The 22,333-nt window shown below is 71.8% G+C and carries 24 protein-coding genes; 19 read left to right on the forward strand and 5 right to left on the reverse strand.

What is annotated here, in order from left to right; all coding sequences use genetic code 11:
* Positions 1-49 precede the first annotated feature (49 nt).
* A complete protein-coding gene (locus QZV97_RS11840) occupies positions 50-1,165 on the forward strand; it encodes a hypothetical protein (RefSeq protein WP_295642126.1) in 1,116 nt (371 codons plus the stop codon).
* 31 nt (positions 1,166-1,196) lie between these two features.
* Here the strand turns inward: QZV97_RS11840 and QZV97_RS11845 are convergent, their stop codons facing one another.
* Positions 1,197-2,147, reverse strand: coding sequence for a tetratricopeptide repeat protein (locus tag QZV97_RS11845; RefSeq protein WP_295642128.1), 951 nt, complete (start codon positions 2,145-2,147; stop codon positions 1,197-1,199).
* A gap of 109 nt (positions 2,148-2,256) precedes the next feature.
* On the opposite strand from QZV97_RS11845, the gene purE reads away from it, so the two are divergent.
* From purE to QZV97_RS11865, 4 genes are read left to right on the forward strand one after another with little or no spacing between them, the layout of a single operon-like run.
* Complete coding sequence (gene purE, locus QZV97_RS11850) at positions 2,257-2,718, forward strand: 5-(carboxyamino)imidazole ribonucleotide mutase (protein WP_295642187.1); 462 nt, start codon at positions 2,257-2,259, stop codon at positions 2,716-2,718.
* On the forward strand, positions 2,718-3,908 hold the full coding sequence (locus QZV97_RS11855) for a 5-(carboxyamino)imidazole ribonucleotide synthase (RefSeq protein ID WP_295642130.1): 1,191 nt from the start codon (positions 2,718-2,720) through the stop codon (positions 3,906-3,908). Before purE ends, QZV97_RS11855 begins: the two co-directional genes overlap by 1 nt.
* 7 nt (positions 3,909-3,915) lie before the next feature.
* A complete protein-coding gene (locus QZV97_RS11860) occupies positions 3,916-4,911 on the forward strand; it encodes an L-threonylcarbamoyladenylate synthase (RefSeq protein ID WP_295642133.1) in 996 nt (331 codons plus the stop codon).
* Positions 4,908-6,104 (forward strand): hypothetical protein, encoded by a 1,197-nt coding sequence (locus QZV97_RS11865; RefSeq protein WP_295642135.1) that lies wholly within the window; start codon positions 4,908-4,910, stop codon positions 6,102-6,104. Before QZV97_RS11860 ends, QZV97_RS11865 begins: the two co-directional genes overlap by 4 nt.
* On the opposite strand, the gene QZV97_RS11870 is transcribed toward QZV97_RS11865, so the two are convergent.
* The gene (locus QZV97_RS11870; RefSeq protein WP_295642137.1) at positions 6,101-6,364 is read right to left on the reverse strand and encodes a SemiSWEET transporter; all 264 of its coding nucleotides are present in this window, start codon (positions 6,362-6,364) and stop codon (positions 6,101-6,103) included. The genes QZV97_RS11865 and QZV97_RS11870 overlap by 4 nt on opposite strands.
* Positions 6,361-7,830 carry a D-alanyl-D-alanine carboxypeptidase/D-alanyl-D-alanine-endopeptidase gene (gene dacB / locus QZV97_RS11875; protein WP_295642139.1) on the reverse strand — a complete coding sequence of 490 codons (1,470 nt, stop codon included), beginning with the start codon at positions 7,828-7,830 and terminating at the stop codon, positions 6,361-6,363. Before dacB ends, QZV97_RS11870 begins: the two co-directional genes overlap by 4 nt.
* Positions 7,831-7,882: 52 nt before the next feature.
* Here dacB and QZV97_RS11880 point away from each other — a divergent pair, with 52 nt between their 5' ends.
* From QZV97_RS11880 to QZV97_RS11900, 5 genes are read left to right on the forward strand one after another with little or no spacing between them, the layout of a single operon-like run.
* Positions 7,883-8,869, forward strand: a complete 987-nt coding sequence (locus QZV97_RS11880; protein WP_295642140.1) for a DMT family transporter — start codon at positions 7,883-7,885, stop codon at positions 8,867-8,869.
* A gap of 10 nt (positions 8,870-8,879) precedes the next feature.
* The gene (gene tsaB, locus QZV97_RS11885; protein WP_295642142.1) at positions 8,880-9,593 is read left to right on the forward strand and encodes a tRNA (adenosine(37)-N6)-threonylcarbamoyltransferase complex dimerization subunit type 1 TsaB; all 714 of its coding nucleotides are present in this window, start codon (positions 8,880-8,882) and stop codon (positions 9,591-9,593) included.
* Complete coding sequence (rimI, locus tag QZV97_RS11890; RefSeq protein WP_295642144.1) at positions 9,590-10,084, forward strand: ribosomal protein S18-alanine N-acetyltransferase; 495 nt, start codon at positions 9,590-9,592, stop codon at positions 10,082-10,084. Before tsaB ends, rimI begins: the two co-directional genes overlap by 4 nt.
* Positions 10,071-10,871 carry a uracil-DNA glycosylase gene (locus tag QZV97_RS11895; protein WP_295642146.1) on the forward strand — a complete coding sequence of 267 codons (801 nt, stop codon included), beginning with the start codon at positions 10,071-10,073 and terminating at the stop codon, positions 10,869-10,871. The genes rimI and QZV97_RS11895 overlap by 14 nt, the downstream gene beginning before the upstream one ends.
* Before the next feature lie 52 nt (positions 10,872-10,923).
* Positions 10,924-13,335, forward strand: a complete 2,412-nt coding sequence (locus QZV97_RS11900) for an EAL domain-containing protein (protein WP_295642148.1) — start codon at positions 10,924-10,926, stop codon at positions 13,333-13,335.
* Between the two features lie 14 nt (positions 13,336-13,349).
* Here the strand turns inward: QZV97_RS11900 and QZV97_RS11905 are convergent, their stop codons facing one another.
* Positions 13,350-14,453 (reverse strand): magnesium transporter CorA family protein, encoded by a 1,104-nt coding sequence (locus tag QZV97_RS11905; protein ID WP_295642150.1) that lies wholly within the window; start codon positions 14,451-14,453, stop codon positions 13,350-13,352.
* Positions 14,454-14,461: 8 nt separating this feature from the next.
* Complete coding sequence (gene hemB, locus QZV97_RS11910) at positions 14,462-15,472, reverse strand: porphobilinogen synthase (RefSeq protein ID WP_295642152.1); 1,011 nt, start codon at positions 15,470-15,472, stop codon at positions 14,462-14,464.
* Between the two features lie 248 nt (positions 15,473-15,720).
* Between hemB and QZV97_RS11915 the strand changes: the two genes are divergently transcribed.
* Genes QZV97_RS11915 through lipA form a run of 9 tightly spaced genes read left to right on the forward strand, consistent with a single transcriptional unit; the run spans position 15,721 to position 22,333 of the window.
* Positions 15,721-16,161 carry a CopD family protein gene (locus tag QZV97_RS11915; protein ID WP_295642153.1) on the forward strand — a complete coding sequence of 147 codons (441 nt, stop codon included), beginning with the start codon at positions 15,721-15,723 and terminating at the stop codon, positions 16,159-16,161.
* Entirely contained in the window at positions 16,161-17,261 is a 1,101-nt protein-coding gene (locus QZV97_RS11920) for a VanZ family protein (RefSeq protein WP_295642155.1), read from the forward strand. The genes QZV97_RS11915 and QZV97_RS11920 overlap by 1 nt, the downstream gene beginning before the upstream one ends.
* 23 nt (positions 17,262-17,284) lie before the next feature.
* Positions 17,285-17,608: a (2Fe-2S) ferredoxin domain-containing protein gene (locus QZV97_RS11925; protein WP_295642157.1), complete on the forward strand. Its 324-nt coding sequence runs from the start codon at positions 17,285-17,287 to the stop codon at positions 17,606-17,608.
* A 33-nt stretch (positions 17,609-17,641) separates the two neighbouring features.
* A complete protein-coding gene (locus QZV97_RS11930) occupies positions 17,642-18,265 on the forward strand; it encodes an alpha/beta hydrolase (RefSeq protein ID WP_295642159.1) in 624 nt (207 codons plus the stop codon).
* 46 nt (positions 18,266-18,311) lie between these two features.
* Positions 18,312-19,457, forward strand: a complete 1,146-nt coding sequence (locus QZV97_RS11935; protein WP_295642160.1) for a D-alanyl-D-alanine carboxypeptidase family protein — start codon at positions 18,312-18,314, stop codon at positions 19,455-19,457.
* 46 nt (positions 19,458-19,503) lie between these two features.
* On the forward strand, positions 19,504-20,403 hold the full coding sequence (locus QZV97_RS11940; protein WP_295642161.1) for a D-amino acid aminotransferase: 900 nt from the start codon (positions 19,504-19,506) through the stop codon (positions 20,401-20,403).
* Positions 20,404-20,410: 7 nt separating this feature from the next.
* The gene (locus tag QZV97_RS11945) at positions 20,411-20,686 is read left to right on the forward strand and encodes a DUF493 family protein (RefSeq protein ID WP_295642163.1); all 276 of its coding nucleotides are present in this window, start codon (positions 20,411-20,413) and stop codon (positions 20,684-20,686) included.
* Positions 20,687-20,733: 47 nt separating this feature from the next.
* A complete protein-coding gene (gene lipB / locus QZV97_RS11950) occupies positions 20,734-21,351 on the forward strand; it encodes a lipoyl(octanoyl) transferase LipB (protein ID WP_295642189.1) in 618 nt (205 codons plus the stop codon).
* 7 nt (positions 21,352-21,358) lie between these two features.
* Complete coding sequence (gene lipA / locus QZV97_RS11955) at positions 21,359-22,333, forward strand: lipoyl synthase (RefSeq protein ID WP_295642165.1); 975 nt, start codon at positions 21,359-21,361, stop codon at positions 22,331-22,333.

Consider the following 22,333-nt stretch of genomic DNA (forward strand, 5'->3'; position numbering starts at 1 on the left):
CCATGATGTCGCCGCGCTGCTGCGCTCCTGCATCCCGAGGCGGCCGGCCATGAACTCCCGCCTGCTGGCGCGCCTGGATGCCGCGATCGCGCAGGCGGCCGACCCGGTCGAGGCCGACGTCCTGCGGGCCGAGCGCGTCGGCCTGCTGGCGCGCGAGGGCCGGCTCGACGAGGCGCGCGCCGGCCTGGGCCCGCTGCACCGCCGGCACCACCTGCGGCCCGACGCCGCCACCGCGGCAGCGATCTGCCTGGCCGATGCGATGGTCGACTACTTCAGCGACCTCGGCGGCCAGGCGCGGGTCAAGCTGCAGCAGGCGCGCTCGCTCAGCATCTCGGCCAACCGGCCGGCGCTGCAGGCGCTGTGCGCGGCGTGGCTGGCGCACCTGGACTATGTGCACGACGACTTCGCCGGCGTCGTGCGCCACGCGTCGCTGGCGATGCGCCTCGCTGCACCGGACCACCACTCGGCGCGCTCGCGCGCCAACCTCGTCATCGCGATGAGCTACCACTATGCCGGCCGGCTGGACCTGGCCCAGCCCTGGTACTCGCGGTCACGCCAGCACGCGAGCGCCGAGGGCGACGCCGCGACGATCAGCGCGCTGATGCACAACATGGCCGCGCTGCGCGGCGACCAGGCGCGACTGGCGACCGTGCTGGACGACGACGCCGCGCGGGCCGAGGAGGCGCTGCATGCGCTGGCCGCGACCGAGTCGTCCGAGCACTTCGACGACCGGATCGGCGGCGCGGCGCTGCCGGTGCTGCAGCCCATCCTGCGCGCGCAGCTGCTGGTCACTCAACGCCGCCATGCCGAGGCGCTGGTGCTGTTCGAGGCGCACTTCGCCGACGCGCTGGCGCAGGGCCTGGGGCGGCTGGAGTGCGCGCTGCGCGCCGACGTCGCGTGGTGCCGCAGCCAGCTCGGCCAGCCGCAGCTGGCGCGCGAGCAGGCGCTGGCGGCGGTCGCGGCCTTGCGCCCGGAGTGCCACGTCGACGATCTGGCCGTCACGCACGGCCGGCTGGCGCAGGTCTACCGGGCGCTGGGCGAGGCCACGCAGGCTCGCCACCACACCCAGCAGGCGCGCGAGCACGCCGATCGGCATCGCGCGCAGCAGGCCCAGACCGTGGCCGAGCTCGACAAGACCTTCGGCGTCGGCTGGTCCGAGGAGTGAGTGCGATCCGCCGCCGCCCGCGGCGCGTCGCTCAGGAGTGCAGCACCATGCTGAGGCGGCGGCGGTAGCCGTCGACCACCGGATCGCTGGCGACCGAGAGCGCCTTGGCGCCGGCGATCTCGAGCGTGCCCTTGGACTCGGCCGGCGCGGCCGCCTTGACCGCGGGCTTGCTCATCAGCTCGAGGATCGCGACGTAGAGCTTGCGCGCGCGCTCCTCGGACCAGGCCTTGTCGCGCATCAGGATCTCGAGCAGCTCGTCCATCGCTTCGGTCGGGCGGCCACCGGTCAGGTGCCGCTGGGCGAGCTCGAAGCGCGCCGCGAAGTCGCGCTTGTCGGCGGCGATCGCGGCGGCCAGGGCCTCCGGGCTGCGCGCGCCGGCCGACGCTTCCCAGGCCTGCAGGCACTGCCCCAGCGCGCTGGCGCGTGCATCGACGAAGGCCTTGGGCGCCAGCGGCTCGTAGGCGCGTCGGGCGTCGGCCACGCGGCCTGCGTCGAGCAGGCGCTTCACGTAGTCGGCGCGGATCGCATCGTCGCCGGGCGACATGGCCAGCGCCTCCGAGAGCTTGTCGAGCGCCGCCCCGGTGTCGCCCTCCGCGGCCAGCTGTTCGGCCTCCTGCGCTTCTTCCTCGGCCGCCAGTTCGTCGGGGCTGGGGACGTGCTTGTCGAGGAAGGCGCGGATCTGGGCCTCGGGCAGCGCGCCGACGAAGCCGTCGACCGGCTGGCCGCCGACGAACATCACGCAGAAAGGGATGGAGCGCACGCCGAAGGCCTGGCTCAGCTGGCCGGCGATCTCGGGCTGCTCGTCGCTGTTGAGCTTGGCCAGCACGAAGCGGCCCGCGTAGGCGGTTTCCAGCTTCTCGAGCACGGGACCGAGCTGCTTGCAGGGCCCGCACCACGGGGCCCAGATGTCGAGCAGCACGGGCGCGTGCATCGAGGCCTGGATCAGATCGGTCTCGAGGTTCTGGAGGGTGATGTCGATCATGTCGGGACAGGTGCGGGCGAGAGTCGGCAAACCAAGCGCCGCCTACAATTCGGGGTTTATCGGAACCGGAGCGGCCGTGGGCGCAGCGATTCCCCTGATCGGCGTGGTGATGGGCTCCAGCAGCGACTGGGAGGTCATGCGCCACGCAAGCGACATTCTCACCGAGTTCGGCGTGCCTTTCGAGGCGCAGGTCGTGTCGGCCCATCGCATGCCCGACGACATGTTCCGCTACGCGGAGTCGGCCCGCGGGCGCGGCCTGCGGGCGATCATCGCCGGCGCCGGCGGTGCGGCCCACCTGCCGGGCATGCTGGCTGCGAAGACCACGCTGCCGGTCCTCGGTGTGCCGGTCCCCGGGAAGCACCTGCAGGGCGTCGACTCGTTGCACTCGATCGTGCAGATGCCCAAGGGCGTGCCGGTAGCCACGTTCGCGATCGGTGCGAGCGGTGCCGCCAACGCGGCCTTGTTCGCGGTCGCGCTGCTGGCCGGCGACGACGCCGACCTGCTCGGCCGGCTCGGGGTCTGGCGGTCGCGCCAGACCGAAGCGGCACGTGCCTCGAAGCTGGAATCCTGATGGCGCAGTTCCGGACCATCCTGCCCGCCGCCGTCGGCGCCGGGGCCCAGGACAGCACGCTCGGCGTGATGGGCGGCGGCCAGCTCGGCCGCATGTTCGTGCACGCGGCGCAGCGCCTGGGCTACTTCACCGCCGTCCTCGACCCCGACGTCGCCAGCCCGGCCGGCCTGGTCTCGCACGTGCACGTTCAGACCGACTACCTGGACGAGCAGGGTCTCGCGCAGATGCTGCGTCGCTGCAGCGCGATCACGACCGAGTTCGAGAACGTGCCGGCTGGGGCGCTCTACACCCTCGGTGCCCACCTGCCGACGGCGCCGGGCGCCGAGTCGGTGGCGATCTGCCAGGACCGCAAGCTCGAGAAGCAGCATTTCGTGCGCTGCGGCGTGCCGTGCGCGCCGCATGCGGTGATCGAGACGGCCGAGCAGCTGGCCACCGTCGATGCCGACCTGCTGCCCGGCATCCTGAAGACCACGCGCCTCGGCTACGACGGCAAGGGCCAGGTGCGCGTCGCCACCCGCGACGCACTGGCGGCCGCTTGGTCCGAACTCCGGCAGGCGCCCTGCGTGCTGGAAAAGCTGCTGCCGCTGGACTTCGAGCTCAGCGTCATCCTCGCGCGTGATGCCGACGGCCACAGCGTCGCACTGCCGGTGCAGCAGAACCTGCACCGCGACGGCGTCCTCGCGGTGACGCAGGTGCCCGGTCCGCGTGTCACCGCGGCACTGGCCGCGCAGGCGACGGCGGCCGCACAGCGCATCGCCGACGGCTTGCACTACGTCGGCGTGCTGTGCGTCGAGTTCTTCGTGTTGCAGGACGGCAGCCTCGTGGCCAACGAGATGGCCCCGCGCCCGCACAACTCCGGCCACTACAGCATCGATGCCTGCGACGTCTCGCAGTTCGACCTGCAGGTGCGCTGCATGACCGGCCTGCCGCTGCCGCCGCCGCGCCTGCATTCGCCGGCCGTGATGCTCAACCTGCTGGGCGACCTGTGGTTCGACGATGCCGGGCGCGAGCGCACGCCCGACTGGACCGCCGTGCTGGCCCTGCCGGGCGCGCACCTGCACCTGTACGGCAAGAGCAGCGCCCGCCGCGGCCGCAAGATGGGCCACCTGACCCTGACGGCCGCCACGCCCGACGCTGCCCGCGCGCTGGCGCTGCAGGCCGCCGAGCGGCTGGGTCTGCCGGCGTTCTAGGGTCCGCATGACGGTGCTGGACGGGCGTGAGCCCGGCGCCCTCGCGCAGGCTGCCGAGCGCCTGGCCGAGGGCGGGCTGGTCGCCTTCCCGACCGAGACGGTCTACGGCCTCGGGGCCCGGGCCGACGACGATGCGGCGGCGGCCCGGGTGTTCGCGGTGAAGGGCCGTCCCGCCGGGCATCCGCTGATCGTGCACGTGGCTGATGCGCAAGGCGCGGCCGCATTTGCGGCCGCCTTGCCCCCGCTGGCGCAACGCCTGATGGCGGCGTTCTGGCCCGGGCCGCTGACGGTGATCGTCGCGCGCCGCGACGGCATCGCGGCCGCGGCGGCCGGCGGGCAGCCGACGATCGGGCTGCGCTGTCCCAGCCATCCCGTCGCACAGGCGTTGTTGCGCGCCGCGGCGGCGCTCGGCGTGCCCGGCATCGCGGCGCCGAGCGCCAACCGCTATGGCCGCCTCAGCCCGACGCGTGCGGCGCACGTTGCGGCGGAGTTCGGCGACGAACTGATGGTGCTCGACGGCGGCGACTGCGAGGTCGGCATCGAGTCCAGCATCGTCGACTGCTCTCGCGGGCATCCGGTGCTGTTGCGTCCCGGCGTGCTGGCGCGCGCCCGGATCGAGGCCGCGGCCGGCGAGCCGCTGGCCGATGCGGACGCCGCGGCGCCGCGCGCCCCCGGCACGCTGGCCTCGCATTACGCGCCGCGCGCGCGGCTGCGACTGATGGCGCCGAGCGCGCTGCGCACGGCGCTCGACGTGCTGCCGCTCGAAGCCCTGCCGAAGCAGGGTCCGCGAAAGCTGGCGGTATATTCCCGCAGCGTCGCGGTGCCGTCGCGCCTGAGGCATCACCGCATGCCGGACGATCCGGCGGCCGCGGCGCATGAACTGTTCTCCGTGCTGCATGAACTCGACGACGAGGGCGTGCAGCTGATCTGGGTCGAAGAGCCGCCGGCCGATGCCGCCTGGGAGGGCGTGCGCGACCGTCTACAGCGCGCGGCCGCGCCTTGAGCGCCGCGACCCTCCGCCTTGTCCTTGGAGTGAGCATGAGTGTTGGGATCGATCTGCATCGCGGCTGGCGCCGCCCGGGCCCGCGCGTCGCGGCCGCCTCCGTGCTGGGCCTGCTGCTCGTGGTGATGGCGGCCTGCGGCGGCGGCGACCGCGTCAGCAGCTTCTCGCCGCAGCGCCTGCTGGTGTTCGGCGACGAGGCGAACGTGATCGCCGGCAGCGATGGCCTGCTCTACACGGCGGATGCGCCGCCGGTGGCGATCACGACGCAGGCCGGCGCGAAGTACTCGGTCAACGCTCGCAACCTGGATGCCGGCGGCGCGCCGTTGGCGACCTACAACTGCAACGCCCTCGCCGTGTGGGTCCAGGCCGTTGCCGGCCACTACGGGATGGGCCTGGCCGCCGTCCCGCCCAATGCGACTACCGCCACGGTGGTGCCCGACGCCTGCAATCCCTACGCACCGAACGCGGCCCGCGGGCGCATCTACGCCCAGGTCGGAGCGCGCGTTGGCAGTATCGCCGCGCAGGTGGCCAATCACCAGGTCTCGACAGGCACCGGCTTCTCGAACACGGACCTCGTGACGGTGATGGTGGGTCAGCGCGACATCCTCGATGCGTATGCGCTCTATCCGGCCCAGAGCGAAGATGCGGTGGTGTCGATCGTCGAGGCGACGGGTCGTGCGCTCGGCGCCCAGGTCAACGCCATCGCCCAGGCGGGCGGTCGCGTGCTGATCGCCACGGTGCCGAACCAGGGGGCCACGCCCTTTGCTGCCGCTCAGAACGCGCTGGCCGACGGCCGCGCTGCGTTGCTGAGCCGCATGACCCAGCGCTTCAATGCCGGGCTCCGGGCGGCGCTGGTCAATGACGGCCGGGTGATCGGTCTGGTGCAGGCCGACGAACAGTTGCAGCTCGTGATCAACAACCCGGCGGTGTTTGGCTACGCTAGTGTCTCTGCCGCGGCATGCACCGGCTTGACGCCACCTCCGGGCAGCGGGCCGTTTACGCCGACGAACGAGCTGCTCGGTTGCGTGGCTCCGACGGCGGCAACGGCCTCCGCGCCGGCTACGCCGGGCACCCTGGTGACGGGCGCCACAGTCGGCAACTACCTCTGGGCCGACCACTACCGCTTCGGCGTGGATGGTCACAGCCGCATCGGCAATCTCGCGATCACCCGGGCCGTCAACAACCCGTTCTAGCGCCGACTCGCGATCTTCAGGCCCAGTATCACGAGCGCCAGCCCCAGCGTGATCGCGTTGGCCACGACGATGGGCCAGGCACGCAGCGCCCAGCCGTAGGCCAGCCACAGCGCGATGCCGAGCGAGAACACGCCGTACATGCCGAGCGAGATGCCCGACAGGTCGCGCGTGCGCCAGCTGAGCCAGGCCTGCGGCACGAACGCCGCCGTGGTGAGCGCGGCCGCCGCGTAGCCCAGCGCATCGGTCCAGCCGACGCTCATCGGTCCTGATCCTCGGCGGCCCACTGCACCAGCGCATCGAGGACCGGTCGGGCCGCGCCGGCGTTCGGGTGGTTGACGATGACCACCAGCGCGTAGCGGCGTCCCGACTGTCCCAGCACGTAGCCGGCGAGGCCCATCGCGTCGCGCAGCGAGCCGGTCTTCAGGTGTGCGCGGCCGAGCGCGGCGCCCCACAGGCGCCCCGGCCGCCGCGCGGTGCCGTCGATGCCGGTCAGCGGCAGTGAACTGGCCAGCTCGGGCATGACCGGGCTGGCCCACAGCGCCTGCAGCCACGCCGCCATGCAGCGCGCGCTGCTGCGCGACTGGCGCGACAGCCCCGAACCGTTGTCGATCGAGAACTCGGCGTCGCTGCACCCGGCGCGGCTGCGCACCTGGCCGCGCACCACCTCGCGGGCCGCCTCGGCAGGCCCGGTCGGCGCCGACGCCGGCCGGTTGACCGGCGCCACCGTCAAGCCGAGCGTCAGGAACAGCTGCTGCGCCATCACGTTGTTGCTGAACTTGTTGATGTCGCGGATGACGCTGGCGAGCGGCGGCGAGCTCGCCTCGAACAAGGGCTGCGCCCCGGCCGGCACGGCGCCGTCGCGGACGCGGCCCAGCAGCTTGCCGCCCAGGTCGCGCCAGACGGCCTCGACCAGGCGCACGTTGTAGCTGCGCGGCTCGGCATAGGCGATCGGCCAGCTCTTCTCGCCGCAGCCCGGCGGGTACAGGCCGGTCAGCCGCAGTCGCAGCGGGTCCGTGAAGTCGGGCTTGAGGGCGCCGCGCCAGTCGCCGCAGTCGCCGCCGTTGCCGAGCGGAACGGTCGGATCGATCTGCACGCCGGCCAGGCTGACGTCGCTGGCGACGCGCGCGACACCACGCGCGACATCGGGCGTGAAGGTGAGCGTGATCGACTTCAGGTTGAGCAGCAGTGCATCGGGCTGCACGTTGTAGGGCCGGTAGCGCTCGCCATCGAAATCACCCGGCTCGCCGTTCGGCGCGGGGAAGGCGCTGCCGTCCAGCACGATGTCGCCGCGGATCTCGCGGATGCCGCGCGCCTGCACCTGGCGCATCAGCAGCCACAGGCGCTCGATCACCAGCGTCGGATCGCCGCGGCCCTGGATCACCAGGTCGCCGAGCAGCACGCCGTCGACGGTGGCGCCGGTGGTCAGCACCGGCGTCGCCCAGGCCCAGGCCGGCCCCAGCAGCTCGAGCGCCGCGCCGGTGGTGTAGAGCTTCATCAGCGAGGCCGGATTGACCGGCTGCTGGGCGCGGTGCGACAGCCTCGGCGCGGCCGCACCCGGTGTGCCGACTTCGATCACCTGCACGACCAGGGCTTCGGGCGGCAGTTGCGCGCGCTTCATCGCGGCCTGCACCGAAGCCGGCAGCTCGTTGGCGGCGGCACCCAGCACCGCGGTGCCCAGCAGTGCGGCGGCGGCCTTGCGTCGCCAGCGAACCCAGGGTCTCGTCATGGACCGGGATGGTAGCGGCCGCCTGCGGCAGGACGCGCCGCTACACTGAGGCATGGACTCCCGAGCCGGCATCGAGCCTGGTCCGCGGGCCACCTGGGTCGGCTGGCTCTGCGCGGCGGTGGTGCTGTGCATCTGGTCGTCGTTCATCCTCGTGGCCCGGTCGTCGGCCAGTCGGACCCTCAGCCCTTTCGACATCGCTTTCCTGCGCTTCGCCGTGTCGGGCGTGGTGCTGATCGGCCTCGGCTGGTGGTGGCGCCGCCGCAAGCCGCCCCTGGCCTCGGAGTGGCGCGGCGGACTGCCTGCCGCGCGCTGGGCCGGACTCGGGTTGAGCGCCGGCGTCGCCTACTGCGGCTTTGCCTACAGCGCCTTCTTCTTCGCGCCGGCCGCGCATGGCGCGGTGCTGCTGCCGGGCTCGCTGCCGCTGTGGACGGCGGTGATGGCCTGGCTCCTGCTGGGCGAGCGCTCCGGCCGCCAGCGCCTGGCCGGGCTGGCGCTGATCGTGGCCGGCGACCTGCTGGTCGGCGGGGCGAGCCTGCTGCATGCGTTCGACGGCGGCACGGTCTGGATCGGCGACCTCCTGCTGCTGTGCGGCTCGATGAGCTGGGGCCTGTACACGGTGCTGTGTCGACGCTGGCGGGTGACCGCCGTGGAGGCGACGCTCGCGATCGGCAGCTTCTGCCTCGTGACCGCGGTACCGCTGTACGCGCTGGGCGTGCTGGGCGGCGTGATCCCGAGCGGGCTGCATGCCGCGCCCTGGTCGGAGATCGTCTTCCAGGGCCTCTACCAGGGCCTGTTCGCGATGATCATCGCCGGCATGGCCTACACGCAGGTGGTCGCGACCTTCGGGCCGGTGCGCAGCACCATGATCACCGCCCTGGTGCCGCCGATCGCGGCGCTGGCGGCGGTGCCCCTGCTCGGCGAGGCGCTCGTGCCGACGACGCTGCTGGGTCTGGCCTGCGTGACCGGCGGCTTGCTGCTCGGGCTGCGCGCGGCGCTGCCCCGGACCGCCCCGCTGCCGCGACCCGAGGGCGCGACATGAGGGACGGCCGGTGAACCCGACGCTGCTGGCGCTCGACACCGGCACCGAGGTGCTGCATCTCGGCGCGTGCCGCGGCGACCGGTCGTGGCAGCGTGCATTGCCCGGCGGTGCGCGGGCCTCGGCCGACCTGCTGCCGGCACTGATGTCGCTGCTCGACGAGGCCGGTCTGGCGTTGCGCGACCTGGACGCGATCGCCTTCGGCCGCGGGCCGGGTGCCTTCACCGGCGTGCGCGCGGCCTGCGCGGTGACCCAGGGTCTGGCCTTCGGCGCCGGTCGCCCGGTGCTGTCGCTCGACAGCCTGATGGCGGTGGCCGAGGACGCGCGCACGCAGGGCGCGGGCGACGAGCTCTGGGTGGCCGTCGATGCCCGCATGGGCGAGGCCTACGCGGCGCGCTACCGGCACGGACCCGAAGGCTGGCGGACGATCGATGCGCCGTCGCTGCACGACCCGGTGACGCTGGCGCAGCACGCCGCTGCCGAGACGCCGGCCCCGCAGGTGGCCGGCAGCTCGCTGTCGGCGCATGCGGCGGCGTGGACGGCCTGCGGCGGCCCGCGCTGGCCGGATGCAGGCCCGCGCGCCGGCGCGCTGCTGGCGCTGGCCCGTGCCGCCTGGGCGCGGGGCGAGGCGGTCGATGCCGCCCGGGCCCTGCCGCTCTACGTGCGCGACAAGGTGGCTCAGACCACGGCCGAGCGCGCGGCGGCCGCGCTGGAGCGGCGCGCATGAACGCCGTGGTCCGGCCCGCGGCGCGCGGCCTGCAGCCGCTGCGCGATGCCGACCTCGAGGCGGTGATGGACATCGAGCGCGCGGTCTACGAGTTCCCGTGGACGCGCGGCAACTTCATCGACTCGCTGCGGGCCGGCTACCTGGCGCAGGCGCTGTGGACCTCGCCGCCGCAGCTGGTCGGCTATTTCATTGCCTTGCCCGGTGTCGACGAACTGCATCTGCTGAATCTCAGTGTCGCGCCCGCGGCCCAGAGCCAGGGGCACGCGCGCTACATGCTCGACGAACTGCGCCTGATCGCCGCCGCGCGGCGCGCCCAGCAGCTGTGGCTCGAGGTGCGGATCTCGAACGCGCGCGCGCGGATGCTGTACGAGCGCTATGGATTCCGCAACATCGGCTTGCGCCGCGGCTACTACCCGGCGCAGGGCCGGCAGCGCGAGGATGCGGTGGTGATGAGCCTGCAGATCCCGGAGGTGACGCATGGCCTGGGATGAACGGCAGCGCGCCATGCTGGCCGAAATGGGCGTGCGGCTGTGGCCGCCCACCCCTTCCGGCCCGCAGGGCGCTGCCGTTCCGGTGGATCTGGGGCAAGCCCCCGGCCCCCCTTCCGGGAAGGGGGGAGGCGAGGCGCGTGCCTCGCAGCCGAGCGAGGTGGTTGCGGCGCCGGGGCCGCACGCGACCGGTGTCGAGGCGATGGACTGGCCCGGGCTGCGCGCCGCCGTGGCCGGCTGCACGGCCTGCGGCCTGTGCCGCGGGCGCACGAACACGGTGTTCGGCGTCGGGCACGAGCGGGCCCACTGGATGATCGTCGGCGAGGCGCCGGGCGAGCAGGAGGACCGGCAGGGCGAGCCCTTCGTCGGCAAGGCCGGCCAGCTGCTGGACAACATGCTGCGCGCGCTGGGACTTTCGCGCGACGCGCAGGCGGTGGGCGGCGACCCGGCCCGCCAGGTCTTCATCGTCAACGTGCTGAAGTGCCGGCCACCGGGCAACCGCAACCCCCAGCCCGAGGAGGTGGCCCGGTGCGAGCCCTTCCTGCAGCGCCAGGTCGCGCTGGTGCAGCCGAAGCTGATCCTCGCCATGGGACGCTTCGCGGTGCAGTCGCTGCTGCAGAGCCAGGAGGCGATCGGCCGCCTGCGCGGGCGCGTGCACCGCTACCAGGGCGTGCCCACCGTGGTGACCTATCACCCGGCCTACCTGCTGCGCAACCCGGCCGACAAGGCCCGCGGCTGGGACGACCTCTGCCTGGCCCGCGAAGCGATGGAGCGCGCCGGCTCGACCTGAGGGGGGCCGCCCCCTATCATCGGCCGGCGGCACGAGGGGGCCGCTCCCATCCATGTCCGCGCTGCCGCAGATCGAGGAGACCACCGTCTGGGACGCGCTGCCCAGCGCCGTGCTGCTGCTCTCGCGCGACGGGCAGGCGCACCAGGTCAACCGCGCCTTCTGCCGCTTCACCGGTCTGACGGCCGAGACGGCCCGCGGCGCGGGCTGGCAGCTGCTGCTGCCCGAGATCTCGCGCCACGCGCTGCTGGCCGCGCTGCAGCGCGAGCAGGCCTTCGCTCTGCAGGTGAGCCTGCTGCGCGCCGACGACGGCAGCGGCGTCACGCGCGAGGCCTGGATCGACGTCGCCGGCCAGTGGGACGCCGGCTCGGCGCGCTGGTGCTGCGTGCTGCACGACATGTCGCAGACGCGGCAGGCCGAGTTCGCGGCGCGCGCCCAGGCCGAGCAGTTCCGCTTGCTGGCCGACAACGTGCCGGCCTTGATCGCCTACTACGCCGCGGCCGACAACACCTGCCTGTTCGCCAACCGCGAGTACGCGCAGACCTTCGGCTGGGACGAGCACTCGATCCTCGGCCGCCACACCTGGGAGGTGATCGGCGAAGCCGCGTGGCAGCAGATCCGGCCGCAGGTGGACATCGTGCTGGGCGAGCTGCGCGCGGTGGTCTACGAGCGGCAGCTGACGCGGCCCGATGGCAGCCCGCAATGGATCGAGGTCCACCTGCTGCCGCACATCGGCAGCGACGGGCGCGCGATCGCCTGCTTCGTGATGATCTCCGACATCACCCGGCACCGTCTGGCCGAGCGCGCGGTGCGCCAGTCCGAGGAACGGCTCGGCAAGTTCATGCAGGCCAGCGCCGAGGGCATCGTCTTCCACAAGGACGGCTACATCACCGATGCCAACCCGCCCGCCTGTACGCTGATCGGCTACAGCCTCGACGACATGCTCGGCCGCAAGACGCTGGAGTTCATCGCGCCCGACCAGGTGGCCAAGGTCGCCGAGGTGATCGCCTCGGGCCAGGAGACCGCCTACGAGAGCGCGATCGTCGACAAGCGCGGCGAACGCATTCCGGTCGAGTTCATCGTGCGCACCATGATGCGCGGCGACGAGCGGCTGCGCATGACGATCGTGCGCGACATCCGCGATCGGCAGGCTGCGCTGGCGCGCATCCACCACCTGGCGCACCACGACGCGCTGACCGGCCTGCCCAACCGGCTGGCCTTCATGAATCAGCTCGAACTGTCGATGATGGCGGCACGCCAGAACCGCCAGCCGCTGGCGCTGCTGTTCATCGACCTCGACCACTTCAAGCGCGTCAACGATTCGCTCGGCCACCTGGCCGGCGACGCGCTGCTGCAGATGGTGGCGCAGCGCATCGGCGCCGTGCTGCGCGGCACCGATGTCGTGGCGCGCTTCGGCGGCGACGAGTTCATGGTGCTGATCGGCGGCAGCCCGCAGCGCGACGACGTCGCCGACGTGGCGCGCAAGCTGCTGGCGGCGATCGAGGTGCCCCTGCATGCCGAGGGCCGGCCGATCTCGGTCACGCCGTCGATCGGCATCGCGATGTTCCCCGGCGACGGCCACACGCCGGCCGAGCTGATCAAGCACGCCGACACCGCCATGTACCGCGCCAAGACGCGCGGCCGGGCCACCTACCAGTTCTTCGATCCCTCGCTGGCCACCAATGCCTACGCGGCGCTGGTGATGGAAGGCCAGCTCGCACAGGCGCTGGAACGCGGCGAGTTCCTGCTGCACTACCAGCCGCAGGTGCGCGCGCGAGACGGCGTGCTGGTCGGGGCCGAAGCGCTGCTGCGCTGGCAGCATCCCGAGCGTGGGCTGCTGCTGCCCGACCTCTTCATCCCGCTGGCCGAGCAGCAGCGCCTGATGCTGCCGATCGGCGCCTGGGTGCTGCGCCAGGCCGCGCGTGCGGCGCGCCGCTGGCACGACACCGGCCTGTGCGAGGTGCCGGTGGCCGTCAACCTCTCGACGATGCAGTTCCAGGCGCCGGACTTCGTCGCCTCGGTGGCCAGGGTGCTGGACGAGGTCGGCCTGCCCGGGCGGCTGCTGGAACTCGAGCTGACCGAGCGCATGCTGATGGACGAAGTGCCCGAGGTCGGCCACAAGCTCGCGCAGCTCAAGGCCCTGGGCATCCGGCTGTCGGTCGACGACTTCGGCACCGGCTACTCCTCGCTCGGTCACCTGAAGGCGCTGCCGATCGACAAGATGAAGATCGATCGCTCCTTCGTCACCGACCTGCCCGAGGCGCGGGACTCGGTGGCGATCGCCCGCGCGATCATCCAGATGGCGCGCAACCTCGGCATCGGCGTGATCGCCGAGGGCGTCGAGACCGAGGCCCAGCGCGCCTTCCTGGCGCGCGAGCAGTGCGACGAGCTGCAGGGCGATGCGATCAGCCCGGCCCTGTCGACCGCCGCCTTCGAGACCTGGGTGGCCCGCACGACGGCCGGCTGACCCGGGCGGCCCCTTCAGCGCCCGCGGTCCAGGTAGCGCTTGCGGCGGAAGACGACGACGAGGCCGATCGCCACGAGGCCCATCAGCAGCGTCGTGACCCAGACGCCGGTGCTGGTGTGCACCAGCGGCAGGAAGTCGAAGTTCATGCCGAAGAAGCCGGTGATCAGGTTCAGCGGCATGAAGATCGCCGTGATCACCGTCAGCGTGCGCATGATGTCGTTGGTGCGGTTGCTCTGCGCCGAGAAGTGCATCTGCACCGCGCTCTCGGCCGAGCTCTCGAGCCGGCGAACGTGGCCGAGCACGCGTTCGATGTGCTCGAGCACGTCGCGCGAGCGCACCCGCAGCAGCTCGCGCTCGCGCTGCGCCGTGGGATCGGTCTCGTCGGGCCACTCGTCGAGCGCGTCGATCCACTCGGTGATGGCGCTGCGCTGGTCCTCGCAGGTGTCCTCGAGCGCGTGCAGGGCGTTGCGCGCATCGAGCAGCGCGTTCCAGTCGCTGAAGTGACCGCGCGGGCGGAACAGCTCCTGCTGCAGATAGCCGAGATGGCGCGTCAGCAGGCGGCGCAGCTCCAGGTAGCTGTCGACCATGTGGTTGACCATGCGCAGCATCAGGTCGGCGGGGCTGGCCGGCATGCGCGTGCTGCCGCTGCGCGACTCGCCGCCCTGGCCGGCCTGCTGCAGCCGCTGGGCGAAGTACTCGCGGACCTGGCAGTCGGTCGGATGCACGGTCAGCAGCACCCGGTCGAAGATCGCGAAGCCGACCGGGCTGGTGTCGATCGACTCCAGGGCGCGCTTGGCACCGGCCAGCGTGCCGTGCTGGTCGTCGACGAAGAGGTTGCCGCTGTTGCCGCTGGCCGCGAGCCGGCGGAACACCATGACGTCGTACCAGGACGTGTAGTCGTAGTGCGAGGGCAGCTGGTTGTTCAGCAGGTCGGCGACGTGCAGGTCGACCAGCTGGCCGCCCGTCCAGCGCTGCAGCGCTGCCTGCAGGGCCGGCACGCCGACCTCGAACTCGCGCCGCGCGCTGCCGATCCACAGGTAGCCCGTGGCGGGCAGCTGCTCGGGCAGTGCATCGCCCAGTTCGACGAACTGCTCGGGCGTGACATGGAACACCCGCATCGCGCGGCTCAGCGGGCCTGGTTCAGCGCGCGCGCCGCATCGAGCGCGAAGTAGCTCAGCACGCCGTCGGCGCCGGCGCGCTTGAAGGCCAGCAGCGACTCCATCATCACCGCATCGCCGTCGAGCCAGCCGTTGGCCGCCGCCGCCTTGAGCATCGCGTACTCACCGCTCACCTGGTAGGCGAAGGTCGGCACGCGGAACTCGTCCTTCACGCGCCGCACGATGTCGAGGTAGGGCATGCCGGGCTTGACCATCACCATGTCGGCGCCCTCGGCGATGTCCATCGCGACCTCGCGCAGCGCCTCGTCGGTGTTGCCCGGGTCCATCTGGTAGACCTTCTTGTTGCTCTTGCCCAGGTTGCCGGCCGAACCGACCGCGTCGCGGAAGGGGCCGTAGAAGGCGCTCGCGTACTTGGCGCTGTACGCCATGATCCGCGTGTGGATCGCGCCGCGCGACTCGAGCGCAGCCCGGATCGCGCCGATCCGGCCGTCCATCATGTCGCTCGGCGCCACGATGTCGACGCCGGCTTCGGCCTGGACCAGCGCCTGCCGGGTCAGCACCGCCACCGTCTCGTCGTTGACGATGTAGCCGGTGGCGTCCAGCAAGCCGTCCTGGCCATGGGTGGTGAAGGGGTCGAGCGCGACATCGGTCAGCAGGCCGAGCTCCGGGAAGCGGCGCTTGAGTTCTCGCACGACCGTCGGCACCAGGCCTTCGGGGTTGGTGGCCTCGCGACCGTCCTCGCTCTTGCGGGCGGCGTCGATCACCGGAAACAGCGCCATCACCGGGACGCGCTCGCGCACGCAGGCCTCGGCCACCGGCAGCAGGCGGTCCAGGCTGAGGCGCTGCACGCCGGGCATCGACGCGACGTCCTGCACCTGGCCGCTGCCTTCGAGCACGAACACCGGCAGGATCAGGTCCGAGGGCGTCAGCGCGTGCTCGCGCACGAGGTTGCGGGTGAAGTCGTCGCGCCGCAGGCGCCGCGCGCGGGTGGCCGGAAAGCGTTGGAAGTAGGAGGTCAAGGGTGGCCTGTCGGAGGTTGGCTGCGCGGTCGCCGGGCACCGATTTGCAGGGGGGCCACAGACAGTCCGAAGCAAGCGTTGCACTGCTAAACTGGCCAGCGAATGATACGTCGCAAGGCGTTCATTCCCTGCTTTTCCTCCCTGAGCAGGAGCCCGACCGTGTGACAGCGCAAGGGCTTTGTGGCCCCGGCTCTGCCGGGGCTTTTTTCTGGGCGCGACGATGCCGGATCGATGGGGATAATCGGTCGATGAGCAGCGGCTATCTCTGGGTCAAGGCCTTCCACATCGTCTTCGTCGCCAGCTGGTTCGCCGGGCTGTTCTACCTGCCGCGGCTGTTCGTCAACCTGGCGATGGTGCCGCCCGACAGCCACGCCGAGCGCGAGCGCCTGCTGCTGATGGCGCGCAAGCTCTACCGCTTCAGCAGCCTGCTGATGATCCCGGCGCTGGTGCTGGGGGTGTGGCTGTGGCTGGGCTACGGCGTCGGCCGCGGCGCCGGCAACGGCTGGCTGCACGCGAAGCTGGTGCTGGTCGTTGCGGCCATCGGCTACCACCATGTCTGCCGGGCGCTGCTGCGCGACTTCGAGCAGTCGGCCAACCGGCGCAGCGACCGCTGGTTCCGCGTCTTCAACGAGTCGGCGGTGCTGGCGTTCGCCGCCATCGTGGTGCTGGTGGTCGTGAAGCCGTTCTGATGGCGGCCTATCGGAGCTCGGCGTGGCCGCTGGCCGCGGCCTGCGTCTGCCTGATCGTCTACGCGAGCCTGCATCCGTTCACCGGCTGGGAGCCCCCGCGGCCGGAAGTCGACTGGTGGCGGCTCGCGGTGCCGCAGCCGAACTACGTCACCCGCTTCGACCTGGTCGTCAACCTCCTGGCCTACCTGCCGCTGGGCCTGCTGATCGCGGGCGGGCTGCTGCGCGCCCAGCGCACCTACGCCGCGGCGTTCGCCACGGCGCTGCTGGCTGGCAGCGCCCTGAGCTACGGACTCGAGACCCTGCAGCACTGGCTGCCGTTGCGCGTGCCCTCGCTGGTCGACTGGGCCCTCAACAGTGCCGGCGCCGCGCTGGGGGCGCTGGCGATGCTGCTGCTGCACGCGGTCGGCGCCCTGGACGGCTGGCAGCGCTGGCGCGAGCGCTGGCTGCTGCGCGGTCGTGGGGTCGGGCTGACGCTGCTGCTGCTGTGGCCCTTCGGCCTGCTGTTCCCGCCGCCGCTGCCGTTCGGACTCGGGCAGGTGCTGTTGCGTGCGCGGGAACTGCTGATCGAGGTGCTGGAAGGCACGGCCTGGGACGGCTGGTTGCGCCCCGGGCCTGCACCGAGCACACCGCTGGCGCCCGGCGTCGAATTGCTGGCGATCGCCGCCGGCCTGCTGGCGCCCTGCCTGCTGGCCTACGCCCTGACCCGCCCCGGGCTGCGGCGACTGGCGCTGCCGGCGGGCGCCCTGGCGCTGGGTGGGGCGGCGACGACCCTGTCGACGGCGCTCAACTTCGGCCCCGAGCACGCGCTCACCTGGCTGACGCCGCCGGTGCTGCCCGCGGTCGGCGTGGCGTTCGGCATCGCCGTGCTGCTGGCCTGGGTGCGGCCACGCAGCGCTGCCGCGGTGGCGCTCCTGGTGATCAGCTTCGGCGTCGCGCTCGTCAATGCCGCGCCGGCGGACGCGTACTACGCGGCCAGCCTGAAGGCCTGGGAGCAGGGCCGCTTCATCCGCTTCCACGGCCTGACGCAGTGGATCGGCTGGCTCTGGCCCTGGGCCACACTCGCTTACCTGCTGGGCCGCGTCGTGCAAAGGGACGACTGAGGCGCAAACCTAGAATCGCACCGATGAGCTACTACCAGCGCCACATCTTCTTCTGCCTCAACCAGCGCGACGGCGAAGCGGCCTGTGCGGACCACGATGCCGAGGCGGGCTTCGCCCGCTGCAAGGCCCAGGCCAAGGCCGCCGGCCTGATGGGCAAGGGCCAGCTGCGGGTGAACCGCGCGGGCTGCCTGGATCGCTGTGCGGGCGGGCCGGTGGCCGTCGTCTATCCGGAAGGCGTCTGGTACACCTATGTCGATGCGCACGACATCGACGAGATCGTCGAGTCGCACCTGAAGAACGGCAAGGTGGTCGAGCGGCTCGTGCTCCCCGAGACCGTGGGCCGCTGAGGCGCCTCGATCGCGCCGGACCTCGCGCCGCGGATGAATGCCCAGACCCAGTTGCTGACCTTGCGTGGCCCGGCCGGCGTGATCGCCTGCGCGGTCGACGAGCCGGAGAGCGCGGCCCGCGCAGTGCTCGTGGTCTGCCACCCGCACCCGCTGCACGGCGGCACGATGGACAACAAGGTGGTGCAGACGATCGCGCGCGCCGGCGTGCGCCTGGGCGCGCGCAGCGTGCGCTTCAACTTCCGCGGTGTCGGCGGCTCGGCCGGCCAGTGGGACGACGGCCGCGGCGAGATCGACGATGCCCTGGCCGTGATCGCGGATCGCCGCGAGGCCGGGTTGCCGCTGTGGCTGGCGGGCTTCTCGTTCGGCGGCTATGTCGCCGCATCGGCCGCGGCCCGGCTGGCAGCCGGCGGCCAGGGGCCGCAGCGGCTCGCGCTGATCGCGCCGTCGACGCAGAAGCAGTCGGTGCCTGCGGTGCCCGCCGACACGCTGGTGATCCATGGTGAAGCCGACGAGGTCGTGCCGTTCGCCGCCACGCTGGACTGGGCCCGTCCGCAGGTGCTGCCGGTGGTGGTGGTGCCGGGTGGCGGGCACTTCTTCCACGGCCAGCTCGGCCTGCTCAGGAACTTGGTGCAGAACGCCTGGTCTGCCTCTCCATGATCGTCGCGCCAGCGCGATCTTCCGCCTCCCGTTCCCCGGATCCTCGATGAAAAGACTGCTCGCTCTCCTGTCCCTCGCCCTCGTCGCCGGCGCCAGCCTCGCACAGGCCCCGCAGCCGCCCGAGGTCGCGGCGCGCTCGTGGCTGCTGCTGGACGTCAACACCCACCAGGTGCTGGGTGCCAAGGACGCCGACCTGCCGGTCGAGCCGGCCTCGCTGACCAAGCTGATGAGCGCCTACATCGTCTTCCAGGCACTGAAGGACAAGCGGCTGACGCTCGAGCAGACGCTGCCGGTGTCCGAGCGCGCCTGGCGCACCGGCATGACCGGCGCGTCGCGCAGCTTCCTGCCGCTGAACAGCCAGGTGAAGGTCGACGACCTGCTCAAGGGCATGATCGTGCAGAGCGGCAACGACGCGACGGTCGTGCTGGCCGAGGGCGTGGGCGGCAGCTACGAGCAGTTCGTCGCGATGATGAACCGCCAGGTCCAGGCCTTCGGCCTCAAGGCCACGAGCTTCAAGAACCCCGAGGGCCTGACCGCGCCCGGCCACACCAGCACGGCCCGCGAGCTGGCGGTCATCGCCGAGCGCCTGGTGCGCGACTTCCCCGAGTACCTGCCGTACTACTCGATGAAGGAGTTCACCTACAACAAGATCAAGCAGCCCAACCGCAACCTGCTGCTCTACCGCGACCCCACGGTCGACGGCCTCAAGACCGGCTACACCGATGCGGCCGGCTACTGCCTGATCACCACGGCGAAACGCGACTTCCCGAACGGCCCGCGCCGGCTGATCGCCGTGGTGCTGGGCGCGGCCTCGATGGAGAGCCGCGCGAACGAGAGCCAGAAGTTGCTGAACTGGGGCTACAGCGCCTTCGACGCGGTCAAGCTGTTCGACGCCAGCCAGGCCGTCGTCAGCCCCGAGGTCTGGAAGGGCAAGAGCCGCAACGCCAAGCTCGGCAGCGCGGCAGCGGTGTTCGTCAACGTGCCCAAGGGCCAGGGCGACAAGCTCAAGACCGACATCGCACGCACCGACCCGCTGGTCGCGCCGCTGGTCAAGGGCCAGGTCGTGGGCACGATCAAGGTCAGCGCCGGCGGCGCGCCGGTGGCCGAGGTGCCGCTGACGGTGCTCGAGAACGTCGAGACCGCCGGCATCCTGGGCCGCGCCTGGGACTCGTTGCGGCTCTGGCTCAAGTAGCCGGGCCCCGCTTGCCGATCGACCCCGACCGTCCTACCCTGCGCCCATGAACGGCCTGCCCGACCTCCTCGCCGACTCGCTGTGCTACCTGAACGGCGAGTACCAGCGACTCGGCGACGCGCGGGTCAGCGTGCTCGACCGCGGCTTCATCTTCGGCGACGGCATCTACGAGGCGATGCCCGTCTACGGCGGTCGCATCTTCCGCTTCGACGAGCACATGGCACGGCTCGACCGCAGCCTGTCGAAGCTGCGCATCGGCAATCCGCACGCGCCGGCGCAATGGCTCGAGCGCCTGCGCCGGCTGATCGCGGCCCAGCAGTCGCAGACCGGGGCGGCCGATCAGCTGGTCTACCTGCAGGTGACGCGGGGCGTCGCGCCGCGCGACCATGTGATGCCGAAGGACCTCGCGCCGACGGTGTTCATGATGGCCACGCCGCTGAAGCCGGCGACGCCGGAACAGCGCCATGCCGGCGTGGCCTGCGTCAGTGCCCGCGACTTCCGCTGGGAGCGCGGCGACATCAAGTCGACCTCGCTGCTGGGCAACGTGCTGGCACGGCAGATCTCGGCCGACCAGGGCGCGGTCGAGACCATCCTGTTCCGCGACGGCTGGCTGACCGAGGCCTCGGCGTCCAACGTCTGGATCGCCAAGGACGGCGCGCTCATCGGCCCGCCGAAGAGCGAGCATGTGCTGGAAGGCATCCGCGTCGACCTGCTGCGCGAGCTGTGCGAGGACGTCGGCATCGGCTACAGCCTGCGTCCCGTTGCCGAGGGCGATGTGGCAGCGGCTGACGAACTGCTGCTCAGCTCGTCGACCAAGGAGGTGCTGTCCGTGACGCGCCTCGACGGCCAGCCGGTCGGCCACGGCACGCTGCGCGGCAAGCCCGGTCCGGTGTACGCGAGGCTGTACGAGGCCTACCAGCGCGCCAAGTCCACCCAGTGCACCTGAGTCCGACATGGCCGACATCCCCCCCGAGCAGTCGCTGATCGAGTACCCGAGCCGCTTTCCGATCAAGGTGATGGGTGCGCAAGCCGAGGGTTTCGTTGAAGCGATCGCCGCGATCGCCGCGCAGTTCGATCCTGGTTTCGATGCGGCGGGCATCGAGCAGCGACCCAGCAAGGCCGGCAACTACCTGGGGCTGACGATCACCGTCACCGCGACGAGCCGCGAGCAGCTCGACGAGCTGTACCGCACCCTGTCGACCCACCCGATGGTGAAGGTCGTGCTTTGAGGCGACGCCTGCTGGGCCGCGCCGACTATGCGGCGACGGTGGCCGCGATGCGGTCATTCACCGACGCACGTGGCGCCGACACCGAAGACGAGCTGTGGCTCTGCGAGCATCCGCCGGTCTTCACCCAGGGCGTCGCGGGACGACCCGAACACCTGCACGACGCCGGCGGCATCCCGGTCGTGCAGACCAACCGCGGCGGCCAGGTGACCTACCACGGGCCCGGCCAGGTCGTCGCCTATCCGCTGGTGGACCTGCGGCGGCTCGGCATCTTCGTCAAGGAGTACGTGTTCCGGCTGGAGCAGGCGGTGATCAAGGCGCTCGAGGGCTACGGCGTCACCGGCCACCGCGTCGCCGGCGCGCCCGGCATCTACGTGAACCTGGACGACCCCGGCGGCCACGCGGCGCTGCCGTCGCCCCGCGATCCGCGCGACCCCTGGAAGGGCATCGGCAAGATCGCCGCGCTGGGCATCAAGGTGACGCGGCACTGCTCGTACCACGGCGTGGCGCTCAACGTCGCGATGGACCTGAGCCCCTACGCGCGCATCGACCCCTGCGGCTACGCCGGGCTGGCCTCGATCGACCTTTCTACAATCGGCGTCACCACCACCTGGGACGACGCGGCCGGTGCGCTCGGCGACCAGCTGGGCAGCTACCTCGGTCCCTGAGCGCGCCATGACCTCACCCGCCCTTCCTGCCTACGATCCCACGACCAAGCAGAAGTCGCAGGCCAAGACTGCCCGCATCCCGATCAAGGTGGTGCCGGCCGGCGAGGTGCTGAAGAAGCCCGAGTGGATCCGCGTCAAGGCGGGCTCGCCGAGCACGCGCTTCTACGAGATCAAGCAGATCCTGCGCGAGCACAGGCTGCACACGGTCTGCGAGGAAGCCTCTTGCCCGAACATCGGCGAATGCTTCGGCAAGGGCACGGCGACCTTCATGATCATGGGCGACAAGTGCACGCGGCGCTGCCCGTTCTGCGACGTCGGCCACGGCCGGCCCGATCCGCTGGACGCCGACGAGCCGCTGAACCTGGCCAGGACCATTGCGGCGCTGAAGCTGAAGTACGTGGTGATCACCAGCGTCGACCGCGACGATCTGCGAGACGGCGGCGCGGGCCACTTCGTCGCCTGCATCGAGAAGGTCCGCGAGCTGTCGCCGGCCACGCAGATCGAGATCCTGACGCCCGACTTCCGCGGCCGCATGGACCGCGCACTCGATATCCTGAAGGCCGCCCCTCCCGACGTGATGAACCACAACCTCGAGACGGTGCCGCGCCTGTACAAGGAGGCGCGACCCGGCTCGGACTACCAGTTCAGCCTGGACCTGCTGAAGCGCTTCAAGGACTTCGCACCGGGCGTGCCGACCAAGAGCGGCCTGATGGTCGGCCTGGGCGAGACCGACGACGAGATCCTCGCGGTGATGCGCGACATGCGTACCCACGGCATCGACATGCTGACGCTGGGCCAGTACCTGGCGCCGAGCGGCCACCACCTGCCGGTGCGCCGCTATGTGCACCCGGACACCTTCCGGATGTTCGAGCGCGAGGCGCAGGCGATGGGCTTCAGCCACGCGGCCGTGGGCGCGATGGTGCGGTCGAGCTACCACGCCGACCAGCAGGCGCACGCGGCAGGTCTGGCCACGGGCGCCTGA

The sequence above is a fragment of the uncultured Methylibium sp. genome, assembly GCF_902826655.1.
Classification (GTDB): Bacteria; Pseudomonadota; Gammaproteobacteria; order Burkholderiales; family Burkholderiaceae_C; genus Methylibium.